This window comes from Streptomyces sp. NPDC059785 (assembly GCF_042732375.1).
In the GTDB taxonomy this organism is placed as follows: domain Bacteria; phylum Actinomycetota; class Actinomycetes; order Streptomycetales; family Streptomycetaceae; genus Streptomyces.
This window is the reverse complement of record NZ_JBHWHV010000002.1, coordinates 62,929-80,544: the sequence shown is the minus strand read 5'-3', so window position 1 is coordinate 80,544 and position 17,616 is coordinate 62,929. Positions and strand designations below refer to the sequence as shown.

General features: G+C 72.5%; 14 protein-coding genes. 9 read left to right on the top strand and 5 right to left on the bottom strand.

Annotated elements, in window-relative coordinates; all coding sequences use genetic code 11:
- Nucleotides 1-122: 122 nt before the first annotated feature.
- The 4 genes from ACFV6E_RS01820 (at nucleotide 123) to ACFV6E_RS01805 (ending at nucleotide 5,439) form a co-directional block, all read left to right on the top strand.
- Nucleotides 123-542, top strand: coding sequence for a molybdopterin-binding protein (locus ACFV6E_RS01820; protein WP_385164919.1), 420 nt, complete (start codon nucleotides 123-125; stop codon nucleotides 540-542).
- 303 nt (nucleotides 543-845) lie between these two features.
- Nucleotides 846-3,512, top strand: a complete 2,667-nt coding sequence (locus tag ACFV6E_RS01815; protein WP_385458813.1) for a hypothetical protein — start codon at nucleotides 846-848, stop codon at nucleotides 3,510-3,512.
- A gap of 44 nt (nucleotides 3,513-3,556) precedes the next feature.
- Complete coding sequence (locus ACFV6E_RS01810) at nucleotides 3,557-3,976, top strand: hypothetical protein (RefSeq protein WP_385458811.1); 420 nt, start codon at nucleotides 3,557-3,559, stop codon at nucleotides 3,974-3,976.
- A gap of 38 nt (nucleotides 3,977-4,014) precedes the next feature.
- Nucleotides 4,015-5,439, top strand: coding sequence for an RICIN domain-containing protein (locus ACFV6E_RS01805; RefSeq protein ID WP_385458810.1), 1,425 nt, complete (start codon nucleotides 4,015-4,017; stop codon nucleotides 5,437-5,439).
- A gap of 51 nt (nucleotides 5,440-5,490) precedes the next feature.
- On the opposite strand, the gene ACFV6E_RS01800 is transcribed toward ACFV6E_RS01805, so the two are convergent.
- Nucleotides 5,491-6,267, bottom strand: a complete 777-nt coding sequence (locus ACFV6E_RS01800; protein ID WP_385164907.1) for an NPP1 family protein — start codon at nucleotides 6,265-6,267, stop codon at nucleotides 5,491-5,493.
- Between the two features lie 182 nt (nucleotides 6,268-6,449).
- Nucleotides 6,450-7,181: an MgtC/SapB family protein gene (locus ACFV6E_RS01795; protein WP_385164905.1), complete on the bottom strand. Its 732-nt coding sequence runs from the start codon at nucleotides 7,179-7,181 to the stop codon at nucleotides 6,450-6,452.
- A gap of 146 nt (nucleotides 7,182-7,327) precedes the next feature.
- On the opposite strand from ACFV6E_RS01795, the gene ACFV6E_RS01790 reads away from it, so the two are divergent.
- Nucleotides 7,328-8,059: a hypothetical protein gene (locus ACFV6E_RS01790; protein ID WP_385164902.1), complete on the top strand. Its 732-nt coding sequence runs from the start codon at nucleotides 7,328-7,330 to the stop codon at nucleotides 8,057-8,059.
- Between the two features lie 424 nt (nucleotides 8,060-8,483).
- On the opposite strand, the gene ACFV6E_RS01785 is transcribed toward ACFV6E_RS01790, so the two are convergent.
- Nucleotides 8,484-9,110, bottom strand: coding sequence for a TetR/AcrR family transcriptional regulator (locus tag ACFV6E_RS01785; protein WP_385458808.1), 627 nt, complete (start codon nucleotides 9,108-9,110; stop codon nucleotides 8,484-8,486).
- Between the two features lie 237 nt (nucleotides 9,111-9,347).
- Here ACFV6E_RS01785 and ACFV6E_RS01780 point away from each other — a divergent pair, with 237 nt between their 5' ends.
- Both ACFV6E_RS01780 and ACFV6E_RS01775 read left to right on the top strand, forming a co-directional pair.
- Nucleotides 9,348-11,186 carry an AMP-dependent synthetase/ligase gene (locus ACFV6E_RS01780; protein ID WP_385458806.1) on the top strand — a complete coding sequence of 613 codons (1,839 nt, stop codon included), beginning with the start codon at nucleotides 9,348-9,350 and terminating at the stop codon, nucleotides 11,184-11,186.
- Between the two features lie 108 nt (nucleotides 11,187-11,294).
- A complete protein-coding gene (locus ACFV6E_RS01775; RefSeq protein ID WP_385164894.1) occupies nucleotides 11,295-11,921 on the top strand; it encodes a TetR family transcriptional regulator in 627 nt (208 codons plus the stop codon).
- Between the two features lie 61 nt (nucleotides 11,922-11,982).
- Here ACFV6E_RS01775 and ACFV6E_RS01770 read toward each other — a convergent pair whose 3' ends face one another.
- Entirely contained in the window at nucleotides 11,983-12,774 is a 792-nt protein-coding gene (locus ACFV6E_RS01770) for an oxygenase MpaB family protein (protein WP_385458936.1), read from the bottom strand.
- 1,398 nt (nucleotides 12,775-14,172) lie between these two features.
- Here ACFV6E_RS01770 and ACFV6E_RS01765 point away from each other — a divergent pair.
- Together ACFV6E_RS01765 and ACFV6E_RS01760 are read left to right on the top strand one after the other, a co-directional pair.
- On the top strand, nucleotides 14,173-15,165 hold the full coding sequence (locus tag ACFV6E_RS01765; protein ID WP_385164885.1) for a hypothetical protein: 993 nt from the start codon (nucleotides 14,173-14,175) through the stop codon (nucleotides 15,163-15,165).
- A gap of 82 nt (nucleotides 15,166-15,247) precedes the next feature.
- Nucleotides 15,248-16,081 carry a siderophore-interacting protein gene (locus ACFV6E_RS01760; protein ID WP_385458804.1) on the top strand — a complete coding sequence of 278 codons (834 nt, stop codon included), beginning with the start codon at nucleotides 15,248-15,250 and terminating at the stop codon, nucleotides 16,079-16,081.
- A 31-nt stretch (nucleotides 16,082-16,112) separates the two neighbouring features.
- Here ACFV6E_RS01760 and ACFV6E_RS01755 read toward each other — a convergent pair.
- Nucleotides 16,113-17,616 (bottom strand): SpoIIE family protein phosphatase (locus tag ACFV6E_RS01755; RefSeq protein ID WP_385458802.1); only part of this gene is annotated, 1,504 nt, incomplete at its 5' end.

Sequence of the window (17,616 nt, the reverse complement as noted above, 5' to 3'; positions counted from 1 at the left end):
GCGGCGGCGGGGCGAACGCGGCGTCCGCCGAGCGGGGACGCCGTCGCCGCCGCCGGGCTACAGTGACCACAGAGCAACGCAAAATGTGGCAAATCAACCACTTACCTGCGAGGCGTTCCACCATGAGCCTGAGCATCCGCAACCAGATCCCCGGCACGGTCACCGCCATCACCACGGGCGCGGTCATGGCGACGGTCAAGGTCCGGCTCGACGGCGGTCAGGACATCACCGCCGCCATCACCCTGGACGCCGTGAAGGACCTCGGTCTCGCCGAGGGTTCCGCCGTGCGCACCCTGGCCAAGTCCACGGAGGTCGCGCTGGCCACCGGTCCCGTGACGGGCCTCTCCATCCGCAACCGGCTGCCCGGCACGGTGCGCGAGGTCGCCGTCGGCGGCGCCATGGCGTCGGTCAAGGTCTCCGTCGAGGGCGGCGAACTGACGGCCGCGATCACCAAGGACGCGGTCGCCGACCTGCACCTGACGGCGGGCGCCGCCGTCACCGTCCTGATCAAGTCCACCGAGGTCTCGCTCGCGGCCGTGTGATGGCGGGCGGCGGGGGACGGGGGACGGGCGGCGCCGGCCCGGCAATGGCCCGGCAGTGACGCGTGGACGGCGCGGGAATGGCAAGGAGATGGACCTGTGGTGCGGGACGGCCGGGGGCGTCGTTCCGCGCCCCGTTCCGGTTACGGTCCCGCTTCCAATCCCCTTCCGATCTCGACTTCGCTCCCGACTTCGATTTGAATTCCGATTGCGACGATCACGGACGTTTCCGCAGCGCACCGACAGCACCACCGCCGGAGTCCGGGACGCGGTCCCGTACCGGCAGGACACGAAAGAGGCACGCGAGTGAGCCGCTTCACCGGCCCCTTCGCCCGGCGCCGTGGCGGCCGGGCACGGCCGTCCACCGCACAGGAACCGGCAGGTGGCTCCGAGCGCCCCGCACCCCGGGTGCTCGTCGAGGATCACGGCGGCCTTCTGCTGCTGCGGCTGCCCACCGACGAAACCCTGCACCCGTCGGACGTCACCGATCTCTCGCGCAACCTGGGGTCGCGGGAAGGCACGGTCACCGTCGTCGTGGGAGCCGAGGGCGACACACCGGGCGTGCTGTGGCCGCGGCTCGCCGAACTGCTCGACTCCCTGCGCGAGGAAGGCACCCGTTCGGTACGGCTGGTGATGGCGGGCGTCGGCCGCGACGCCGGGGAACGGCCCGCCCTCGCCCGCCGGTTGGCCGACCAGCGGGACCTGGAGATCGAGGCCCCCGACGGGCCGGTGCTCGTGGTCCCCGGCGGATCGGTGTTCGTACCGCCCGACGACGGCGACGGCCAAGGCGGCAACGACGTCGGCGGGGGCCGTGGCAGCGGCGGCTGGTGGCGGTTCGCGCCGGGGCGGGTGCCCGTGCTGCTCGGTCCCCGTACGCCGGCGCCCGGCTGGCAGCCCGCGCTGCGCGAGGTGCCGGCCGGGGCGGTGGACGGATGCGTGGTGCACCAGGTACCGGCCGGGCTGCTGATCCGCCCGGTCGACGCGACCCCGCCCGACACCGGTGACCTCATCCACGCCGTACCGGTCGACCCGCGGCGCCCGGCCGTGATCGTGGGCGTGCCCCAGGGCGAGGACGTGTCGGCGGGCGACGTCGCGCGGCTGCTCGGACAGTTGCCGGCCGACGTGCGCGGCGGCGTACGGCTGGCCCCCGGCGGACGCCGTGACCTGCTGCCGCTCGCCCGGTCGCTGGCGACCACCCTCGACACGGAGATCGAGGTCGCCACGGGGCTGCCGCTGTTCGCCGCGGACGGCCCGCTGGGCGAGTACGGGGTCCGGTCGGTGCTGACCGACCGGGACGGTACGCCGAGCTGGGTGCCGTTCGTGGACTCGGTACGGTGCGCGCCGGCGCGGGACGCCGAACGGCCCGTGCCGCCGCGGCTGACGCGCTGGTACCCGCCGCTGCGCGAGTTCCGCGACGCCCCGGACGGCGAGGTGGCGCTTTCCGACGAGTGGCGGGCCGGCGTCACCCGGGCCGGGCTGTGGGTGGGGCCGCGGGACGGCACGCCCGTGCCGCTCGCCGGACGGGCGGTGAGCCCCGAGGGGCCCGTCGTGGAGGTGGGCCGCCCCGGTGAACGGCTCGCGCCCTCCCTGCTCCCCGAGCTGTCCCGGCTGCTCGCCGGAGTCTCCCCGGACCTGCGCGGCCGCACCACGCTGCACGTCCACGCGGCACCGTCCGACGGCGGCCGCGCCCTGCGCGCCCTGGCAGCCGACTCCGGCCTCCGTGTCATCCGCTTCGCCCCGGCACCGGCACCTGTACGGCGGCCACGCCCGCCGGCGCCGGGTGCGGGGAAGGCTCCGGCTTCCGGGGCGGCTCCGGCTTCAGGGGAGGCTTCGGCTTCCGTTCCGGATAAGGCTCCGGCTCCGGTTCCAACTCCGGAGAAGGCTTCGGCGGCCGGGACGGCGTCGGTGATCGAGATGGCCCTGACCGGTGGAGCGGAGGCGGCCGGCGAGTCGGCTTCCGGGACCGAGACGTCGTCAGGTGCTCGACCGACTGAGGCTGAGGCCGCGACTGCGACTGCGACTGCGAGCGCGACTGCGATGGTGATCGAGGCCGTGGGTTCGGATCCTGCTGCGGCTGCGGCTGCGGCTGCGGCTGCGGATCCGGAACCGGTTACCGGATCGGTGGCGGAGTCCGCGCTGCGGTCCGGAAGCGTCCCGGCAGCGAAGCTGTCCGGTGAACCCGGCACCGGGCTCGGCACCGGGCTCGGCACCGGCCCCGTCTCGCCGCGGCACCGCAGCACCGCGTCCGAGCGCGCCGCCTTCCGGGCGCTCGCGGAACCCGTGTGGGGACGCCACGGCGCCGCCGTGGACCGCGTGCTGGCCGGGATGCCCGCACTGCGCGGCATGGAGCAGGACGCGGCGCGCGCCGACCTGACCGCCGTGCGCATGTACGCGCAGGGCGGGGACGGAGACGAGGGCGGTCTCGGAGACGAGGGCGGTCTCGGGTACGAGGAGCTGATGCGTTCGTTGCGCGCGGGCGAGGAGCGGCTCGTACCGTACGCCGCCTGCCTGGCGTCCGGGCTGGCGCGGCTGCCCGCCTACCGCGGGACCGTGGTACGCGGCCCCGGCGCCGGTGACGGTGATGGTTGCGCGGCGCCGACCCGGGGGCAACTCCTGCGTGAAGCGGGGCCGTTGAGCGGGCTGCCGCTCGACCCGGAGGGTACGGACCAGATCGCGGGCGTGGCGTACGCGATCTGGTCGATCACGGGCCGCCGGGTTGGGGAGGTGCAGGACGAAAGGGGCGACATCGTTTTCCCGCCCGGCACCACGTTCCGTGTTCTCGACGTCCGCGACGGCGGGGACGGTCCGCTGGTGCTGCTGCGCCAGCTGCCCGACGCCGCCGGTGCCGCGACGGTGCTCGGTGACGCCGACGACACCGCGCTCGCCCGTCTCGAACACAGCCTGGCCCGGCGTCTCGCCCCGGGTTCGGGCAAGTGGCCGGACCGTTGTGCCGGACCGGTCGGCCACGACTGATACAACGAAGATCATTGACGGATCCTGACAGGAGCAGCAGGGCGATGTCCCCCCACCAGATACCCGACCGGACCCCGGACCGGGCCCCCGGCCGGACCCGGGCCGTATCCGTCCGAAGAGCCGTAGCGATCCCGGCGGTGGCGGGCGCCCCGGACCCGCACCTGCCCCCGGCGACCGCGGAACCCACCGAGCCCGCCACCGCCACCTTGAGCACCGCCGCCTTCAGCACCGCCACCCCCAGCACCACCGCATCCAGCACCACCAGACCCAGCACCGCCATCCCCAGCACCACCGCACCCAGCACCACCGCATCCAGCACCACCGCATCCAGCACCGCCATCCCCAGCACCACCGCACCCAACGCACCGTCCGCCCCCGAGAAGCCGCAGCCCGAGTCGGCCCTCAAGCCTGTGCAGACCCTTTCGGTGCACGGCGCGCACTCCGGATCCGGCACTTTCGTCTGACCCCCGTTCCCCCCGCCGCACTCAGACCAGGAGCAGTCATGCCCCGCCCGAACGAACCCTCGGCCAACCCGCCGCAGCCCACCGTCTCCGTCCGGCGCGCCGTGTCCGTACCCGCGCCCGCGGTGCAGCCGGAGCCGGACCTGGACCTTCTGGCAGCGGAACCGGCAGCCGAACACGCCCCGCGCCCCGCGACGACGAGCGAGAAGAAGGCAGCCGCGGGCAAGCGCGCCGCCGCCGGCGAGACGACCAAGGCCGAGCCGGCCACCAGCAAGTCGGCCTCCGGCGGAACCCCCGAGGCCGAGCCGGCCACCAGCAAGTCCGCCGCGGACGGCCTCGCCCCCGACGCCCCCGCCCCCGACGCCCCGGCCGCTGACGTCCCCTCCGCGGGCGAATCCGCCACCAGCGAGCCCGCCGCCGTCAAAACCGGTTCCCGTAAAAGCGATGCCGCCGACCCCGCCACCGATGAGCCCGACGGTCCCGGTCCCGGCGCCACCGCGAAAGCCGCCGCGGAGGCCGACGAACCCGCCGTCGCCACCGCCACCGCCGTCGCCGTCGCCGCTGCGGACGGCGGGGCGGGCGAGCGGGCCGCCGCTGCCGCCGCGGCGGCTCCGGGCCGGCCCCGCGGTCCGGTGCTCGCCGCCGCGGGCATCGCGGGCGCCCTGCTGCTCGCCGTACCGTTCCTGGTCATGGCGTCGGACGACGACTCGGACAACACGGTGCACACGGAGGCGGCGGGCGGGATGACCCTCGCCCCCGGTCCGTCGGACAACGACGTGGCCGGGTACCTGGCCGAGTCGCCGTCCTCGTCGCCGAGCCCCTCCGCGTCCCCGTCCGCCGAGAAGAAGGACACCGCGAGGAAGGTCGCGGCGGTTCCGGACACCGCCCCGGCGTCGTCCGAACCGGCGGCCGAGAAGACGAAGAAGACCACCAAGGCGAAGACGGAGAAGGCCGCCGCTCCGAGCGCCCGGGACCGGGCGAACAGCGCGTCGAGCCAGAGCCGGGTGCTGCTGAAGAACGTGGCGACGGGCCAGTGCGCGGACGTGCCCGCGTACGGCAACGGCAAGGTGGACGGTCCGGTCAACCAGTACCCGTGCAACGGGACCTCGGGCGACAACCAGCTGTGGGACCTGGTGGCGCACAAGGAGGCGGGCAGCGGCCCCGAAGGCTCGGTGCTGTTCCTGGTCCGCAACAGCAAGGACGGGCTGTGCATGGACCTGCCCAATTACGGTGCCGCGGCGGCCGGGACGCGGATCACCGAGTACCCCTGCCAGGCGACGAAGAACGACAACCAGTTCTGGTGGCTCGACCCGCGCTCCGACGGCACGTACTGGATCCGCAACCAGAAGAGCCGCGACCTGTGCCTGAACGTGGCCGGTACGCACGCGGGGAACGACGCCGCTCTCCAGATCGGCACGTGCAGCGACGGCAGCGACGACGACACGCACTGGTACTTCAGCGGCTGACCGCGCGCGGTGCGTCCCCTCCCGCCGGACGGCGGGAGGGGACCTGTGGGGTCAGGCGTTCGGGTCGAAGGTGATCCCGGACGGCTTGGCCGACGTCAGGTGCGAGGCGAAACTGGCGTCCTTCAGGCCGAAGTTGGCGCTGCCGAAGTCGTACGAGCTGAGCTTGTCGCGCAGCCCCGACGGGTAGCCGTTCCAGCCGACCAGGGGCGGGTACTGCCAGGTGCCCTTGTGATTCTCCGGCGGCTCGTCGTTCGCGGTCGCGAGCCGGAAGCAGTGGGTGCTGATGCCGTCCTTGTGGTAGACGATCTTCGCGTGCGTCCCGTCGAAGCGGACCGTGGACGCCGCGTGCACGGTGAACGAACCGTGGTTGGAGGTCGACACGTACTGCACGGCGCCGTTCTGCACCCACACCACGACGTGCTCCCAGTCGTGGCGGTGGCCGCCGATGCTGCTGCCGGCGAGGGCCTGGTCCTTCTCGAAGTACAGGCCGTACATATAGGCGCACCAGCCGTTGTTGCACTTGTAGCGCGAGTAGCTGTTGGTGTTGTCGAGGTCGGATGCGTCACGGCAGTTGCCGTTGAGGGCGCCGGTCGGGTTGAGGCCGCCGTTGATCGCGCCGTCCGGGCCGATGGCGGGCGTGGAGTAGCAGCCGTCCGTGTCGTAGTCGAAGGCGGGCTGGTACGTGTTTTCCGCGGCCTCGGCGTTGGCGGGCAGCGCGGTCGGCGGGGCGGCGAAGGCGACCGAGGGGAAGGCGATCACGAGGCCGGCGGCACCGGCCAGACCTATGAGCCATCTCCTGCGGCGGGTTCCGGATGTGTTCGACGACACTGCGTCCTCCTCGGATTTCGGGCGCAGCCCAACGGCTGTGGGGGGAATGGGACTTCAGCTTCCCCGCTTTTCACTTCCGGGCCAAGAGGCCCCGTGCGTCACGGGGATGAAGTCCGGCCCAATAGTGGGTCACTCGCCGTCGGCCGTCGTCACTCGCTGCCGCCCGTCGCCGCCGGTCGGCGTCACTCGTCGTCGGTCGCGGTGGTCACCTCCGCCTCCAGGACGCCCTCGTTGCGGAACAGCTCGGAGACCAGCAGGCCGGAGTCGGCTCTGCCTTCCAGCTCGAGCAGGACACGGGCCGCGCTGTCGGCGCGGCCGGGCAGCCGGTCGGCTCTGACCTGGAGGATGCGGAAGCCGTGCCGGGTGCACGTCTCCATCATCTGCGGCAGCAGGGCCTGTCCCGTGAGGTAGGTCAGCCGCAGCTCGGCCGTGGTGGCCGCGGTGCCCGGGACGAGGCGGGCGGTCAGCAGGGGGTACCCGCGCACGACGAGGAAGTGCAGCGCGGTGACGGCGACGGCGAGGACGGGCAGTCCGCCACCGCAGGCCATGCCGACCGCGCAGGTCAGCCAGATCGTCGCGGCGGTGGTCAGGCCACGGACCGCGTCGCGCCGTACGAAGATCAGGCCGCCGCCGATGAAGCCGATGCCGGAGACGACCTGGGCGGCCACCCGCGAGGGGTCGAAGGAGACGTTGTCCAAACCGAGCACGTTGCTGAAGCCGTGCTGGGAGACCTCCATCATCAGCGCGCTGGCGATGCCGACCAGCGTGTGCGTCCGCAGCCCCGCGCTCTTCTGCTGTGCCGCGCGCTCCCAGCCGATCAGCGTCGACAGCAGCAGGGCGAGGCCGAGTTCGGCCCATTGCCGCGGCCCCTGCCCATTGCCCATGTCCCACAAGGGCACCGCCAGCACCGTCATGCGCACCTCCCGCTCGTTCTGCTCTGTTCATCGGATGAGCCCGGCCCATCGGTTCACCGCGTGTACCCGATGGTGGAGGAGGAAAAAGGAAGTGCGGGTGATCGACGCAGGCTGCTACGTTCCTGCTGTTCGTAAGGGGGAACGAAGTGGCGAAGCTCAATCAGATCATCGCCGTGGAAAAGGGTGTCAAGAGCAAGTCGTTCCAGGACATCACCGCGGCCCATCACAAGGTGCAGAAGCCGGCGCTGCTGGCCGGTCTGTCGCGTACGTACCAGCCGAAGGACGAGGAGGGCGAGCAGCTCCCGCCCGAGTCCACGCGGGTCCAGGTCCAGGCCGAGGACGTGCTGCGCGAGATGTCGGCGTCGCTGACCCGGCTGTTCGACGTGACGGCCACCAAGGACTGGGCGAACCGCACGGCGAGCGCGGACGTCACCGTCGACGGGCGGACGATCCTCGCGGACGTCCCGGTGAGCTATCTGCTGTTCCTGGAGAAGCAGCTCACCGACCTGCACACCTTTGTCAAGAAGCTCCCCGTGCTCGACGCCGCCGAGTCCTGGTCCCACGACCCGTCCACGGACTGGTGGAAGACGGACCCGGTCCGCACGATCCGCACGAAGAAGGTCCCGCGCAACCATGTGAAGGCGGAGGCGACCGAGAAGCACCCGGCGCAGGTCGAGGTGTACTACGAGGACGTGCCGATCGGATACTGGACCACGGTGAAGTTCTCCGGGGCGCTCCCCGCGCGCCGGGTGAACGAGCTGCTCGACCGCGTCGAGAAGCTCCAGCGGGCGGTGAAGTTCGCCCGTGAGGAGGCCAACGGCGCCGAGGTCGCCGACCAGCGGGTCGGCGACGCGGTGTTCGGCTACCTGTTCGGCTGACGCCGCCACGGGTAGCCTCCACGATCGCCCCCGCGTGCGAGCGCGGGGGTGCGCGACAGGCGCGGGCCGGATTGAGGACCGGTTCGCGTGAGGAGCGCAAGCTGAAGCTGACGTTCAGCCTGAAACAGCGGCGGCGAAAAGCCGCCGTCTCAATCTCAGACTCTCGCTCCAGTCTCAGCATTGCCGCCGATCGCCGGATCGACCGGGGACGGACGACTGCCGTCGAGTGCGAGTTCGACTCTCGCCTGCACCTCTGGCACGGTGCGGTAGTTCAAAGGCAGAACGCGACGGCGTGAAGGTGATCCGTCCTCTTCAACGCCACCGGCGTGCGCAATTGGGTGGCATCCCCAGGGGCCCGGGAGCTGGATACGACTCCCGGGCTCCGCCATGTTCCGCCGTCACGCCGTGCCCCGTTCCGCCACGTTCACGAGGGGTGGCCCACCGTGCCGAGGCTCAGCAGGACGTGCCGCCGGGCGATCTCCTCGGCGGTCAGCGGTCCCTCCGTCCGGTACCAGTTGGCCACGCCCTGACACATGATGAGCACCGCGCGCACCGCGTCGGCGGGGATCGGGGTGGTGAAGACACCTCGCGCCGTGCCCGCCCGCACCGTGTCGAGCAGCATGTGTTCCAGGTAGTCGCGCAGCGCCACGTAACGGGCCCGGTTGGCGGGTTCCAGGCTGCGGATCTCGGTGTCCAGGAAGGCCAGGCCCTTGCGGTGGGCCATGTAGAGCACGATCGCCTCGATCATGGCGCAGAAGCGGGCCCGCGGATCGTCACCCGCTTCGGCGGCGGCGGCCCGGCAGCGGTCGAGGACGTCCTTCATCGACGTCTCGAGGAGCGTCGCGAGCAGCGCCTGCTTGTTCTCGTAGTGGTAGTAGAGCGCGGGTACGGTGACGCCCACCCGGGCGGCGATGTCCCGCACCGAAGTGCCGTGGTAGCCGTGCTCGTTGAACGCCTCCATCGCGTGCAGGAGGATCGGGTGCAGGTCGAGCGGACCGTAGGCGCGCCAGTGCGGCGCGGCGGTGACCTCTGGGCTCGGCTGCGTGCTCAATCGTGCTCCTCCTGTGCGTGTCCGGCGGGGACATCGTAAGCCCGCAGGACCCGCGGCGCGCCCGTCGCGGCACTTATCGCTCGTTCAGTGTTTTCGGTTACGGCCGTGGCAAGTGGCCGCGTCACGACCATTGACCGCTCAAGGGAACCCCTCCTACCTTCTTAGCGACCGCTAAGTATGTCTGCGTGTCCCACCGGTGTGCCGACCCCGCTCCACCCGATTCCGCCAGGAGGCGTCATGACATCAGCCCCGCGCACCGAGGGGGAACGAACGGCGGAGCAGACGCTGCCGCTGCTCCTGGAACGCAACGCCCGCCGGTATCCGGACCTGCCCGCCCTGTCCTGGCGCGACCCGCACGGCGAAGGTGCCGACGACGACGGCGGCCGCACCACTCTCACCTGGTCCCAGGTCAGGGAGCACACCACCCGTCTCGCGGCGGGCTACGCGGCGCTCGGCGTCGGCCGCGGCGACCACGTGCTGCTGATGATGCCCAACAGACCCGAGCACTGGCTGTCCGACCTCGCCCTGGTGCGGCTCGGCGCCGTACCGGTCAGCGTCTACGGCACCTCCGCGCCGGCCCAGATCGCGCACATCGCCCGCAACTGCCGGGCGGCGCTGGCCGTGGTGGCGGGCGCCGCCCAGGCGGAGGTCTGGGCGCCGCTCCTGGACGACGCCGGCACACCGCTGACCCGGCTCGTGGTCGTGGAGCCGGGCGAGGAGGGCCCGCACCTCCCGTACGCGGCGCTGCACCGCGAGCCGGTGCCGGAGCGGTTCGCGAAGGTGCTGGACGCGGCGCACCCCGACGACCCGCTGACCGTCGTCTACACCTCCGGCACCACCGGGGAGCCCAAGGGCGTGGTGCTGACCCACCGGCAGGTGCTGGCGAACGCCCTGGCACTGGACGACGTGGTGGAACTGCCGCCGCACGTCGAGCACATCTGCTACCTGCCGCTCGCGCACATCGCGGAGCGGATGCTCGGCATCTATCTGCCCTGCCACCGCGCCTCCCACGTCCATCTGTGCGCCGATCCGGCCGTCGTCGCCGACGTGGTGCGCGAGGTGCGGCCGCGGCAGTTCTTCGGTGTGCCGAGGATCTGGGAGAAGCTCGCGGCGGCGGTCCGCGCCGGGCTCGCCACGCTGCCGCAGGAGCAGCAGGAGGCCGTCGAGGAGGCGGCGCGGACGGCGCGCGAGCACGTCGGCTTCCGCGAGCGCGGCGAGGAGCCGCCCGCCGAACTGGCGGCCGCGTACGCGGAGTGCCGCGAGCGGGTGCTGCTGCCGCTGCTGGCCGCGGGCGGGCTCGACCGCGTCACCTGGGCGGCCAGCGCCTCCGCGCCGATGCCGCTGGACGTGGTGCGCTTCTGGGCCGGGTTCGGGATCGTCGTCATGGACGCGTGGGGGCTGACCGAGACGACGGGCGTGGCCACCACCAACAGCCCGCGCGCCGGCTTCCGCCTCGGGTCGGTCGGGCGGCCGGTGAAGTCCGTGAGCGTGCGGACGGCGGGGGACGGGGAGCTAGAGGTGCGCGGCGAGTCCGTGTTCGCCGGTTACCTCCGGGAGGACGGTTCGGTGCGTTCCGTGCTGGACGAGGAGGGATGGCTGCGCACGGGCGACGTCGGCCGGATCGACGAGGACGGCTACGTCTGGATCACGGACCGCAAGAAAGAGCTGATCGTCACCTCCACCGGCAAGAACGTCTCCCCGGCCCTGGTGGAGAACGCCCTGAAGGAGCACCCGCTGATCGGCCAGGCGCTGGTGCACGGTGACGGTCACTCGTACCTGGTCGCCCTGCTGGTGCTCGACCCCGACGTGGCGCCCGCCTGGGCCGCCGCGCACGGCGTCCGGACCGGGGACGATCCGGCGGCCCTGGCCGGCCACCCCGACGTGCGGCGCGAGGTGGACCGGGCGGTCGCCGACGCCAACAGCCGCCTCAATCGCACCGAACAGGTCAAGCGGTACCGGCTGCTGTCCGGGGAGTGGGGCCCGGCGACCGGCGAACTCACCCCGTCGCTGAAGATGCGCCGCCGCGTCATCACGGACAAGTACGCGACCGAACTGACGGGCCTGTACGACGACTGAGCGCCGGGTACGTCTCGGCGGCCGTCCGCCGATACAGAAGGGGATACAGATTTACGCATAACGTGTCAGCGTTGCTTCAGGGTGGGTGCCGGTACCGTTGAAGGCACCATGACGACTTCTGCGAACGATTCCCTGCTCGCCCGGGCCATCGCCCGGCCCGAGACGGAGGAAAAGCTGGCCCGGCGGATCCTGGACGCCGCGCTCGAGCAGTTCACGACGTTCGGGCTGCGCCGGTCCTCGGTGGACGACGTGGCCAAGCGGGCCGGCGTCTCGCGGGTGACGGTGTACCGGCGGTTCCAGACCAAGGACGGGCTCGTCGAGGCGTGTCTGCTGCGGGAGGGCAGCCGCTTCTTCCAGAAGCTGGACTCGGCGGTCGCGTCGCTGCCCACGATGGAGGACCGGGTCGTCGAGGGCTTCGTGGTCGTGCTCAGGTACACCAGGGCGCATCCGCTCTTCGGGGGGCTGCTGCGGCTCGAACCCGAAGTGGTCCTGCCGTACCTCACCGTCCAGGGCGGGCCCGCGCTCGCCGCCGCCACCGACTATCTGGCGGCGCATCTGAGCCGGGCTCAGCAGACCGAGGGCCGTCCCGGCTCCGACTGCCGGCCGGTCGCCGAGCTGATGGTGCGGGTCGCGGTCTCCTTCCTGCTCAACCCGGCCAGCAGCATCGAACTGGACGACGAGGCGCAGGCCCGCGCCTTCGCCCGCCGCTACCTGGCGCCGCTGCTCGACGCCTGACCGGACCCCGCCGGGCGGCCGGTCCGGTGGATGTGCCCGTCGGCGTCCGTCATCGGTGCTCTCAGGAAGAGGCCGGATCCGGGGCCGGGTTCGGGACCTCCTCGGTCAGGGGCTCCAGCGGTCTGCCGTGCGCCCAGTGCGGGCCGAGGTCGTCGAGGGCCCAGCCGAAGGGGTAGCTGCGGGGCTTGGGCCGGTGCGGCCACCGGTCCGGCCGGGGCGGCAGGGCGCGCACCAGCGCGGCGCGGGCCCGCAGCGCACGGTGGACCGCCGTGCGCAGCCGGCGCGGCTGCTCCGGCAGGCCGAGCGCGGTCAGCAGCGGCTCGTCCAGGACCGCCAGTGACGCCCGCGCGGCGTGCGGGCGCAGCGGGCGCGGGTACCAGCCGGTGACCACGCGCAGAGTGGCCGCGGCGACCCGCCGGTTGGCCGGGTCGTAGGCGAACATCTCCTTCTCGTAGGCGTCGTGGAGCTGTTCGAAGCCCGCGTAGTCGGCGGGCAGTCCGGTGATGCCCATCAGCTCGCCCATGCGCCGCCCCACGAGCGCCAGGCTCTCGGTCTCCGCCGCCGAGAGCCGCCGCCAGCCGTACCGGTCGATCCACCGCTTCGGCCCGACCACGGTGGTGGCCAGTACGGGCACCGTGTCGTCGTACCGCTTCTGGCCCGCGCGCTCGAACTCCTTTGTGCGGCCGCGGAGTTGGGAGATGCGGGGTACGCCGTAGTCGCGCAGGAAGGCCACCGACACGCCCTGCGTGTAGTCCCAGGGGAACTCGTACTGGGTGAGCCAGCGGAAGATCTGCTCGTAGTCCTGTCGCGGGTCCAGTCGCTCGATCCGGCGGAGCCGGCTGTAGCGGCCCATGGGATTGCCTCCTGTGTGCTGGCTGTTGGCTGCCTGTCGGGGCCGGCTGTGCGCGCTCAGGCCGCTGAAGCCGACCGTCTCCGCGTCGACCAGCACCTGGCCCGCCTCCACCGCGGTGACCGACAGTTCGGGGAGCTGTACGGCGATGGGCAGGTTGGCCGGCACGACGTCGGCGCCGATGCAGATGCGCGGGGTGCCGACGCCGATGAAGGGGATGGTTATGGAGCCCGTGAGCTGGGTGACGTCGATGTCGACCTGGGGGATGTCCAGGTCGACATCGATCGTCTGCGCCTGGCCGCCGGTCTCCAGACGGAAGGCGTAGTCGTCCGCGACCAGCCGGTCCGCGTGCACCCACAGCACCTTGAGCCGCCCGCCGCCGGCTGTCTTGAGGTAGGTGGCGCCGTGGACGACGGCCCCGTAGGCGGTCAGGGAGTCGGCGCCGACGTCCGGGTAGACGGTGTTGACCTGGTACGTCGCGCGGGGGCGGCCCGGCTGGTCGCCCACGACGACCGGCGGGCGCAGCGCCGTCAGGTCGCCCGGGTCCTCGGGCAGTTCACCGGGCTCGGCCTCCTCGGGGTTCGGCAGTCCCCCGGTGTCGACGCCGGTGAGGCAGGGGAGGGTGACCTGCGGGGCCTCGGCGCCGCCGCCCGCCTCGTCCTTGCCGCCCGCCTCGTCCTGGGGGGTCGCTTCCCGCTCCTGTTCGTTCTCCTCGCTCCGGTCGTCCGTGCCGTCCGGATCGGGAGCCGGGCTCGGCCCGGGGGCGGGCGTGGCGCTCGGCTCCGTCTCCCGGGGCCAGGTGAGCGTCGGCCAGGCGGTCGGCCAGGGCAGCGGGGAGAGATCGGTGCCCGGTGCGGCCGTGGCGGTGCCGGCGGCGGTCGGCAGGGCGGCCGCCGCCAGCACCGTGCTCAGGGCGAAGAGGACCGCGCCCCGCACCCGGCCGAGACGCGTGCGGCCGTGGCGCGTACCGCTGCGGCGCGTACCGCTGCGGCGCGCACCGTCGCGGGGCGGGCCGGAACGGCGCGGGCCGGAACGGGTGCGGTCCTCAAGGGCTTTTGGGAGGCTGAGCTCCTCCTCCGCGGGTACGTCGTCGCCCATGCCACCCGCGTGGCCCGCGTGGTTCATGTCACCCGCGTGGCCCGCGTCCCCGTCCCCCCTCCCGCCGGCCGGCTTCGGCAGCCAGCCGAACGCCATGGAGGATGAAGAACTCTGTCGTCCGCACCCGCAACGGCACCCTGCCCGCCGACTGCCAGCCCACCGTCGAGACCCCGTACATGCAGTCCGTGCCGTGGATGCTGGGCCTGGACGGCAATGTGCGCGCCACCAACCTCGTCGGCAGGAACAGCAGAGCGACCTACCTGAACTCCACGGTCTTCTCGAAAGACCTGGGGCGCCCTGTCGGTGGAGGGCGGCAGCGGGCTGAGGCTGACGGCGGTCAACAGCCACTTCGGCAGCACCGGCGCGTACGGCTACGGCACCTACGCCATCGGCGACGCCACCGTCCGCGTCCTCGGCTCCCGGCTCGACGTCGGCAGCTACGCCACCAGCATCGCCGGGCCCGCCGCGGTCGTGCACTACGGCGACAGCACCCGCGACGCCGTGGCCGCGCTCGATGCCGAGCTGGAACTCGGCCTGTCCAAGGCCGAGCGGAAGGCGCTGCCGGTGCGCAGCACGGTCGTGAACTCGGGCCATTTCGGCTACATGTTCTTCGGCGCGGGGCAGCTCACCCTGGACGGCGGCACGGTCGTCAACTCCGAGCGCGCCGCCTTCCTCAACAAGGGCCAGCAGACCGCGATCACCGTCTACGGCTCGAAGGGCGCCCGGCTCAACCCGCGGGACGGGATCGTCCTCCAGATGATCGAGCTGGACGACCCGGGCCCGGTCAGCGTCGACGGCAAGATGCTCAACACCGGCGTCTACACCGAGCCCACCGGTGCCCCCGAGAAGGACACCTCCTTCGACGTCACCGCCGCGCACACCACCGACGGAGCGGCCACCTTCACCTCCATCGACCTCGACGGCGACTTCTGCAACGGCATGCGCACCGGCAAGAACATGGTGCTCACCTTCGAGGACTCCACGGTGACGGGCGTCATCACGGCGTCCACGGCCGAGCACCGGGTGCCGTCCATCGACGCGTCCCTCTTCTCCGAGCTGGGCATCGTCACCAACACCGCGGAGGCCGCCGTGAACAACGGCGTGGTCGTCCGGCTGGACGGCGGCTCCGTCTGGACCGTCACCGGCACCTCGTACCTGACCTCGCTCACCCTCGCCGCCGACGCCGCCGTACGGGCCCCGCGCGGAAGGAAGCTGACGGCCACGGTCGACGGCACGGCCACGGCCCTGACCCCGGGGGTCTCCTGCACCGGTGCCATCAAGCTCACCGTGGCGTGAGGTGCGAGACGGAGACACATGGAGGGTTGGAGAGTCAATTAGCTTAGGCTAACCTTCCTGTGTGTCGAGAAACCCGAGGCTGATGCCCAAGCACCCCGAGCTGTTCCGCTGCCGGGTCGTGCGCAGCGAGCGCCTGTCACCGTCGATCCAGCGGGTCACGGTGACCGGTCCGGACCTCGCCGCGTTCCCGTGGCAGGGCTACGACCACTGGTTCCGCCTGTTCCTGCGCAAACCCCACCAGGCGGGCTTCGTCCTGCCGGAGATCTCCGGGTCGACCTGGTACAAGGGCTTCCTCGCGATCCCGGAGGACGTGCGGCCGCACTGCGCCAACTACACCGTGGCGGACTACCGCCGCGCGAGCGCCGAACTCGACATCGACTTCGTCGTGCACTGCGGTCCGGACGGCGAGGCGGAGGGCGCCGCGGCGATCTGGGCCTGCGCGGTCGCCCCGGGTGAGGAACTCGCCCTGCTCGACCAGGGGTTGCTGTTCGAGTGTCCGGACGACGCCTCCGACGTCCTGGTCGTGGCCGACGAGAGCGGACTGCCGGCCACCTGCGGCATCCTCAGGTCGCTCCCGCGCGACATCGTCGGCCGGGTCATCCAGGAGGTGCCCACGGCGGCCGACCGGCGTGAACTCGACGCACCGGCCGGGGTCACCGTGACCTGGGTGGTGCGCGAGGACACCGCGGCGGTGCCCGGTGCGGCGGCGCTGGCCGAGCTGCGCCGGCACGTCCCCGCCGGTGAGTCGGGCTACGCCTTCGTCGTCGGGGAATCGGGACTCGCCACGGAGGGCCGCCGGCATCTGCACCGGGCCGGGCTCCCCAAGACGCGCATCACCTTCTCCGGCTTCTGGCGGCGCGAGGTGCGCGAGGTGCGCGAGGTGCGTGAGGTGCGCGAGCAGGCCGCGGCGGCCTGAGTCCCCGCGCTCACTCACCCTGGCCGAACGTTCAGGCAGGAGGACCGGTGTTCTCCGCAGCGGTGCCGAGTACCGGCGGCGCTCCGGTCTCCGGCCCGCCCCAGCAGGTGTCGGTGGCGCCGGTGATGATCAGCTTGTCGAGCGCCGCCGCGTGCTCGTCCGTCTCCAGAACCGGCACCGCGATGTCGTCGACCGCCTGGCGCAGCTCCGAGCGCCTGGGGTAGTGCGGCGACGGCTCGCCGCTCGCCCGCGGCTTCAGGAGGGTGAACCAGACGGTCTTGCCGACGGCGGTGGGACGGGTGCCCCAGGCGTCGGCGAGCGTCTCGACGAGCATCAGCCCGCGTCCGTTCTCCTCGGCGGTGTCCGCCAGCCGGGCCTGCGGGCGCGGGATGCTGTGGTCGCCGATCTCCACGCCCAGCTCCCTCGCGCTGTGCCACACCCGTACGTCGAGCGGACCCCGCGCGTGGCAGACCGCGTTGGACAGCAGCTCCGAGGCCAGCAGCAGGGCGGTGTCGGCCAGCGCGCCGAGCTGCCACGACCGCAGCAGCCGGCCGAGGAAGCGCCGTCCGGCGGGCACCGAGGCCGGCTCGGTGGTCAGCGTCGTCCCGGCGGTGGCCAGCGGGGCGGTGGGGAAGCCGACGAGCAGCAGGGTGATGTCGTCGGCGTAGGTGACCTGGTCCGGCAGCAGCGTGCACAGCACCTGGTCGGCGGCGGCCTCCAGGCCCTGGCCCGAGGCGAAGGCCGTGTGCAGGGTGGCGGCCAGCAGCTCGAGCTGGGTGTCGAGGTCACTGCTCGACGTCTCCACCAGCCCGTCGGTGTACAGGGCCAGGGTCGCGTCGGCCGGGAGGGAGAGGCGGACCTGCTGGTGCGGCACCCCGCCCACGCCCAGCGGCACATTGGTCGGCACGGGCAGCCGGTCGACCGTCCCGTCCGAGGCGATGTGGAACACGGGCAGATGGCCCGCCGAACACACCGTCACCTCGCCCCTGCCGGGGTCGGCCTCCAGATAGACGCAGGTGACGAACTGCTCGGGCAGGCTGTGCGTGAACGCGTTCAGCGCCTTCATCAGCTCGGCCGGCGGCAGCCCCGCCACGGCCAGGGCGCGGGCCGCCGAACGGAGCTGCCCCATGACCACGGCCGCGTCGAGGCCGCGCCCCATCACGTCGCCGACGAACACCCCGACCCGCCCGGCCCCGAGGTCGATCACGTCCAGCCAGTCCCCGCCCACGCCCTGGCCCTGGGTCGAGGGCAGATAGCGGCTGGCGGCCAGCACGCCCGGCACCTGCTGGGAGATGCCCATCAGATGGAGCGCCAGGGCGATGTGGCGCTGCTGCGCGTGCAGCGCGGCCAGTTCCGCGTCGGCCTGTTTGCGTTCGGTGATGTCGCGGGTGATGGAGCAGGCGCCGATGACGGTGCCGTTGTCCTGGCGGATGGGCCAGAGGGTGACGTCGACGTCGAGGACGCGGCCGTCGCTGGTGGTGCGCTGGGTCTCGTAGTGTTCGATGCGTTCGCCGCGGCCGATGCGTCGCAGGAGG

Excerpts from the sequence above, each read along its gene's own strand:
- ACFV6E_RS01820 (WP_385164919.1), top strand. The coding sequence starts at position 123 with ATGAGCCTGAGCATCCGCAACCAGATCCCCGGCACGGTCACCGCCATC.
- ACFV6E_RS01810 (WP_385458811.1), top strand. The coding sequence starts at position 3,557 with ATGTCCCCCCACCAGATACCCGACCGGACCCCGGACCGGGCCCCCGGC.
- ACFV6E_RS01805 (WP_385458810.1), top strand. The coding sequence starts at position 4,015 with ATGCCCCGCCCGAACGAACCCTCGGCCAACCCGCCGCAGCCCACCGTC.
- ACFV6E_RS01795 (WP_385164905.1), bottom strand. The coding sequence starts at position 7,181 with ATGACGGTGCTGGCGGTGCCCTTGTGGGACATGGGCAATGGGCAGGGG.
- ACFV6E_RS01780 (WP_385458806.1), top strand. The coding sequence starts at position 9,348 with ATGACATCAGCCCCGCGCACCGAGGGGGAACGAACGGCGGAGCAGACG.
- ACFV6E_RS01775 (WP_385164894.1), top strand. The coding sequence starts at position 11,295 with ATGACGACTTCTGCGAACGATTCCCTGCTCGCCCGGGCCATCGCCCGG.
- ACFV6E_RS01770 (WP_385458936.1), bottom strand. The coding sequence starts at position 12,774 with ATGGGCCGCTACAGCCGGCTCCGCCGGATCGAGCGACTGGACCCGCGA.
- ACFV6E_RS01760 (WP_385458804.1), top strand. The coding sequence starts at position 15,248 with ATGCCCAAGCACCCCGAGCTGTTCCGCTGCCGGGTCGTGCGCAGCGAG.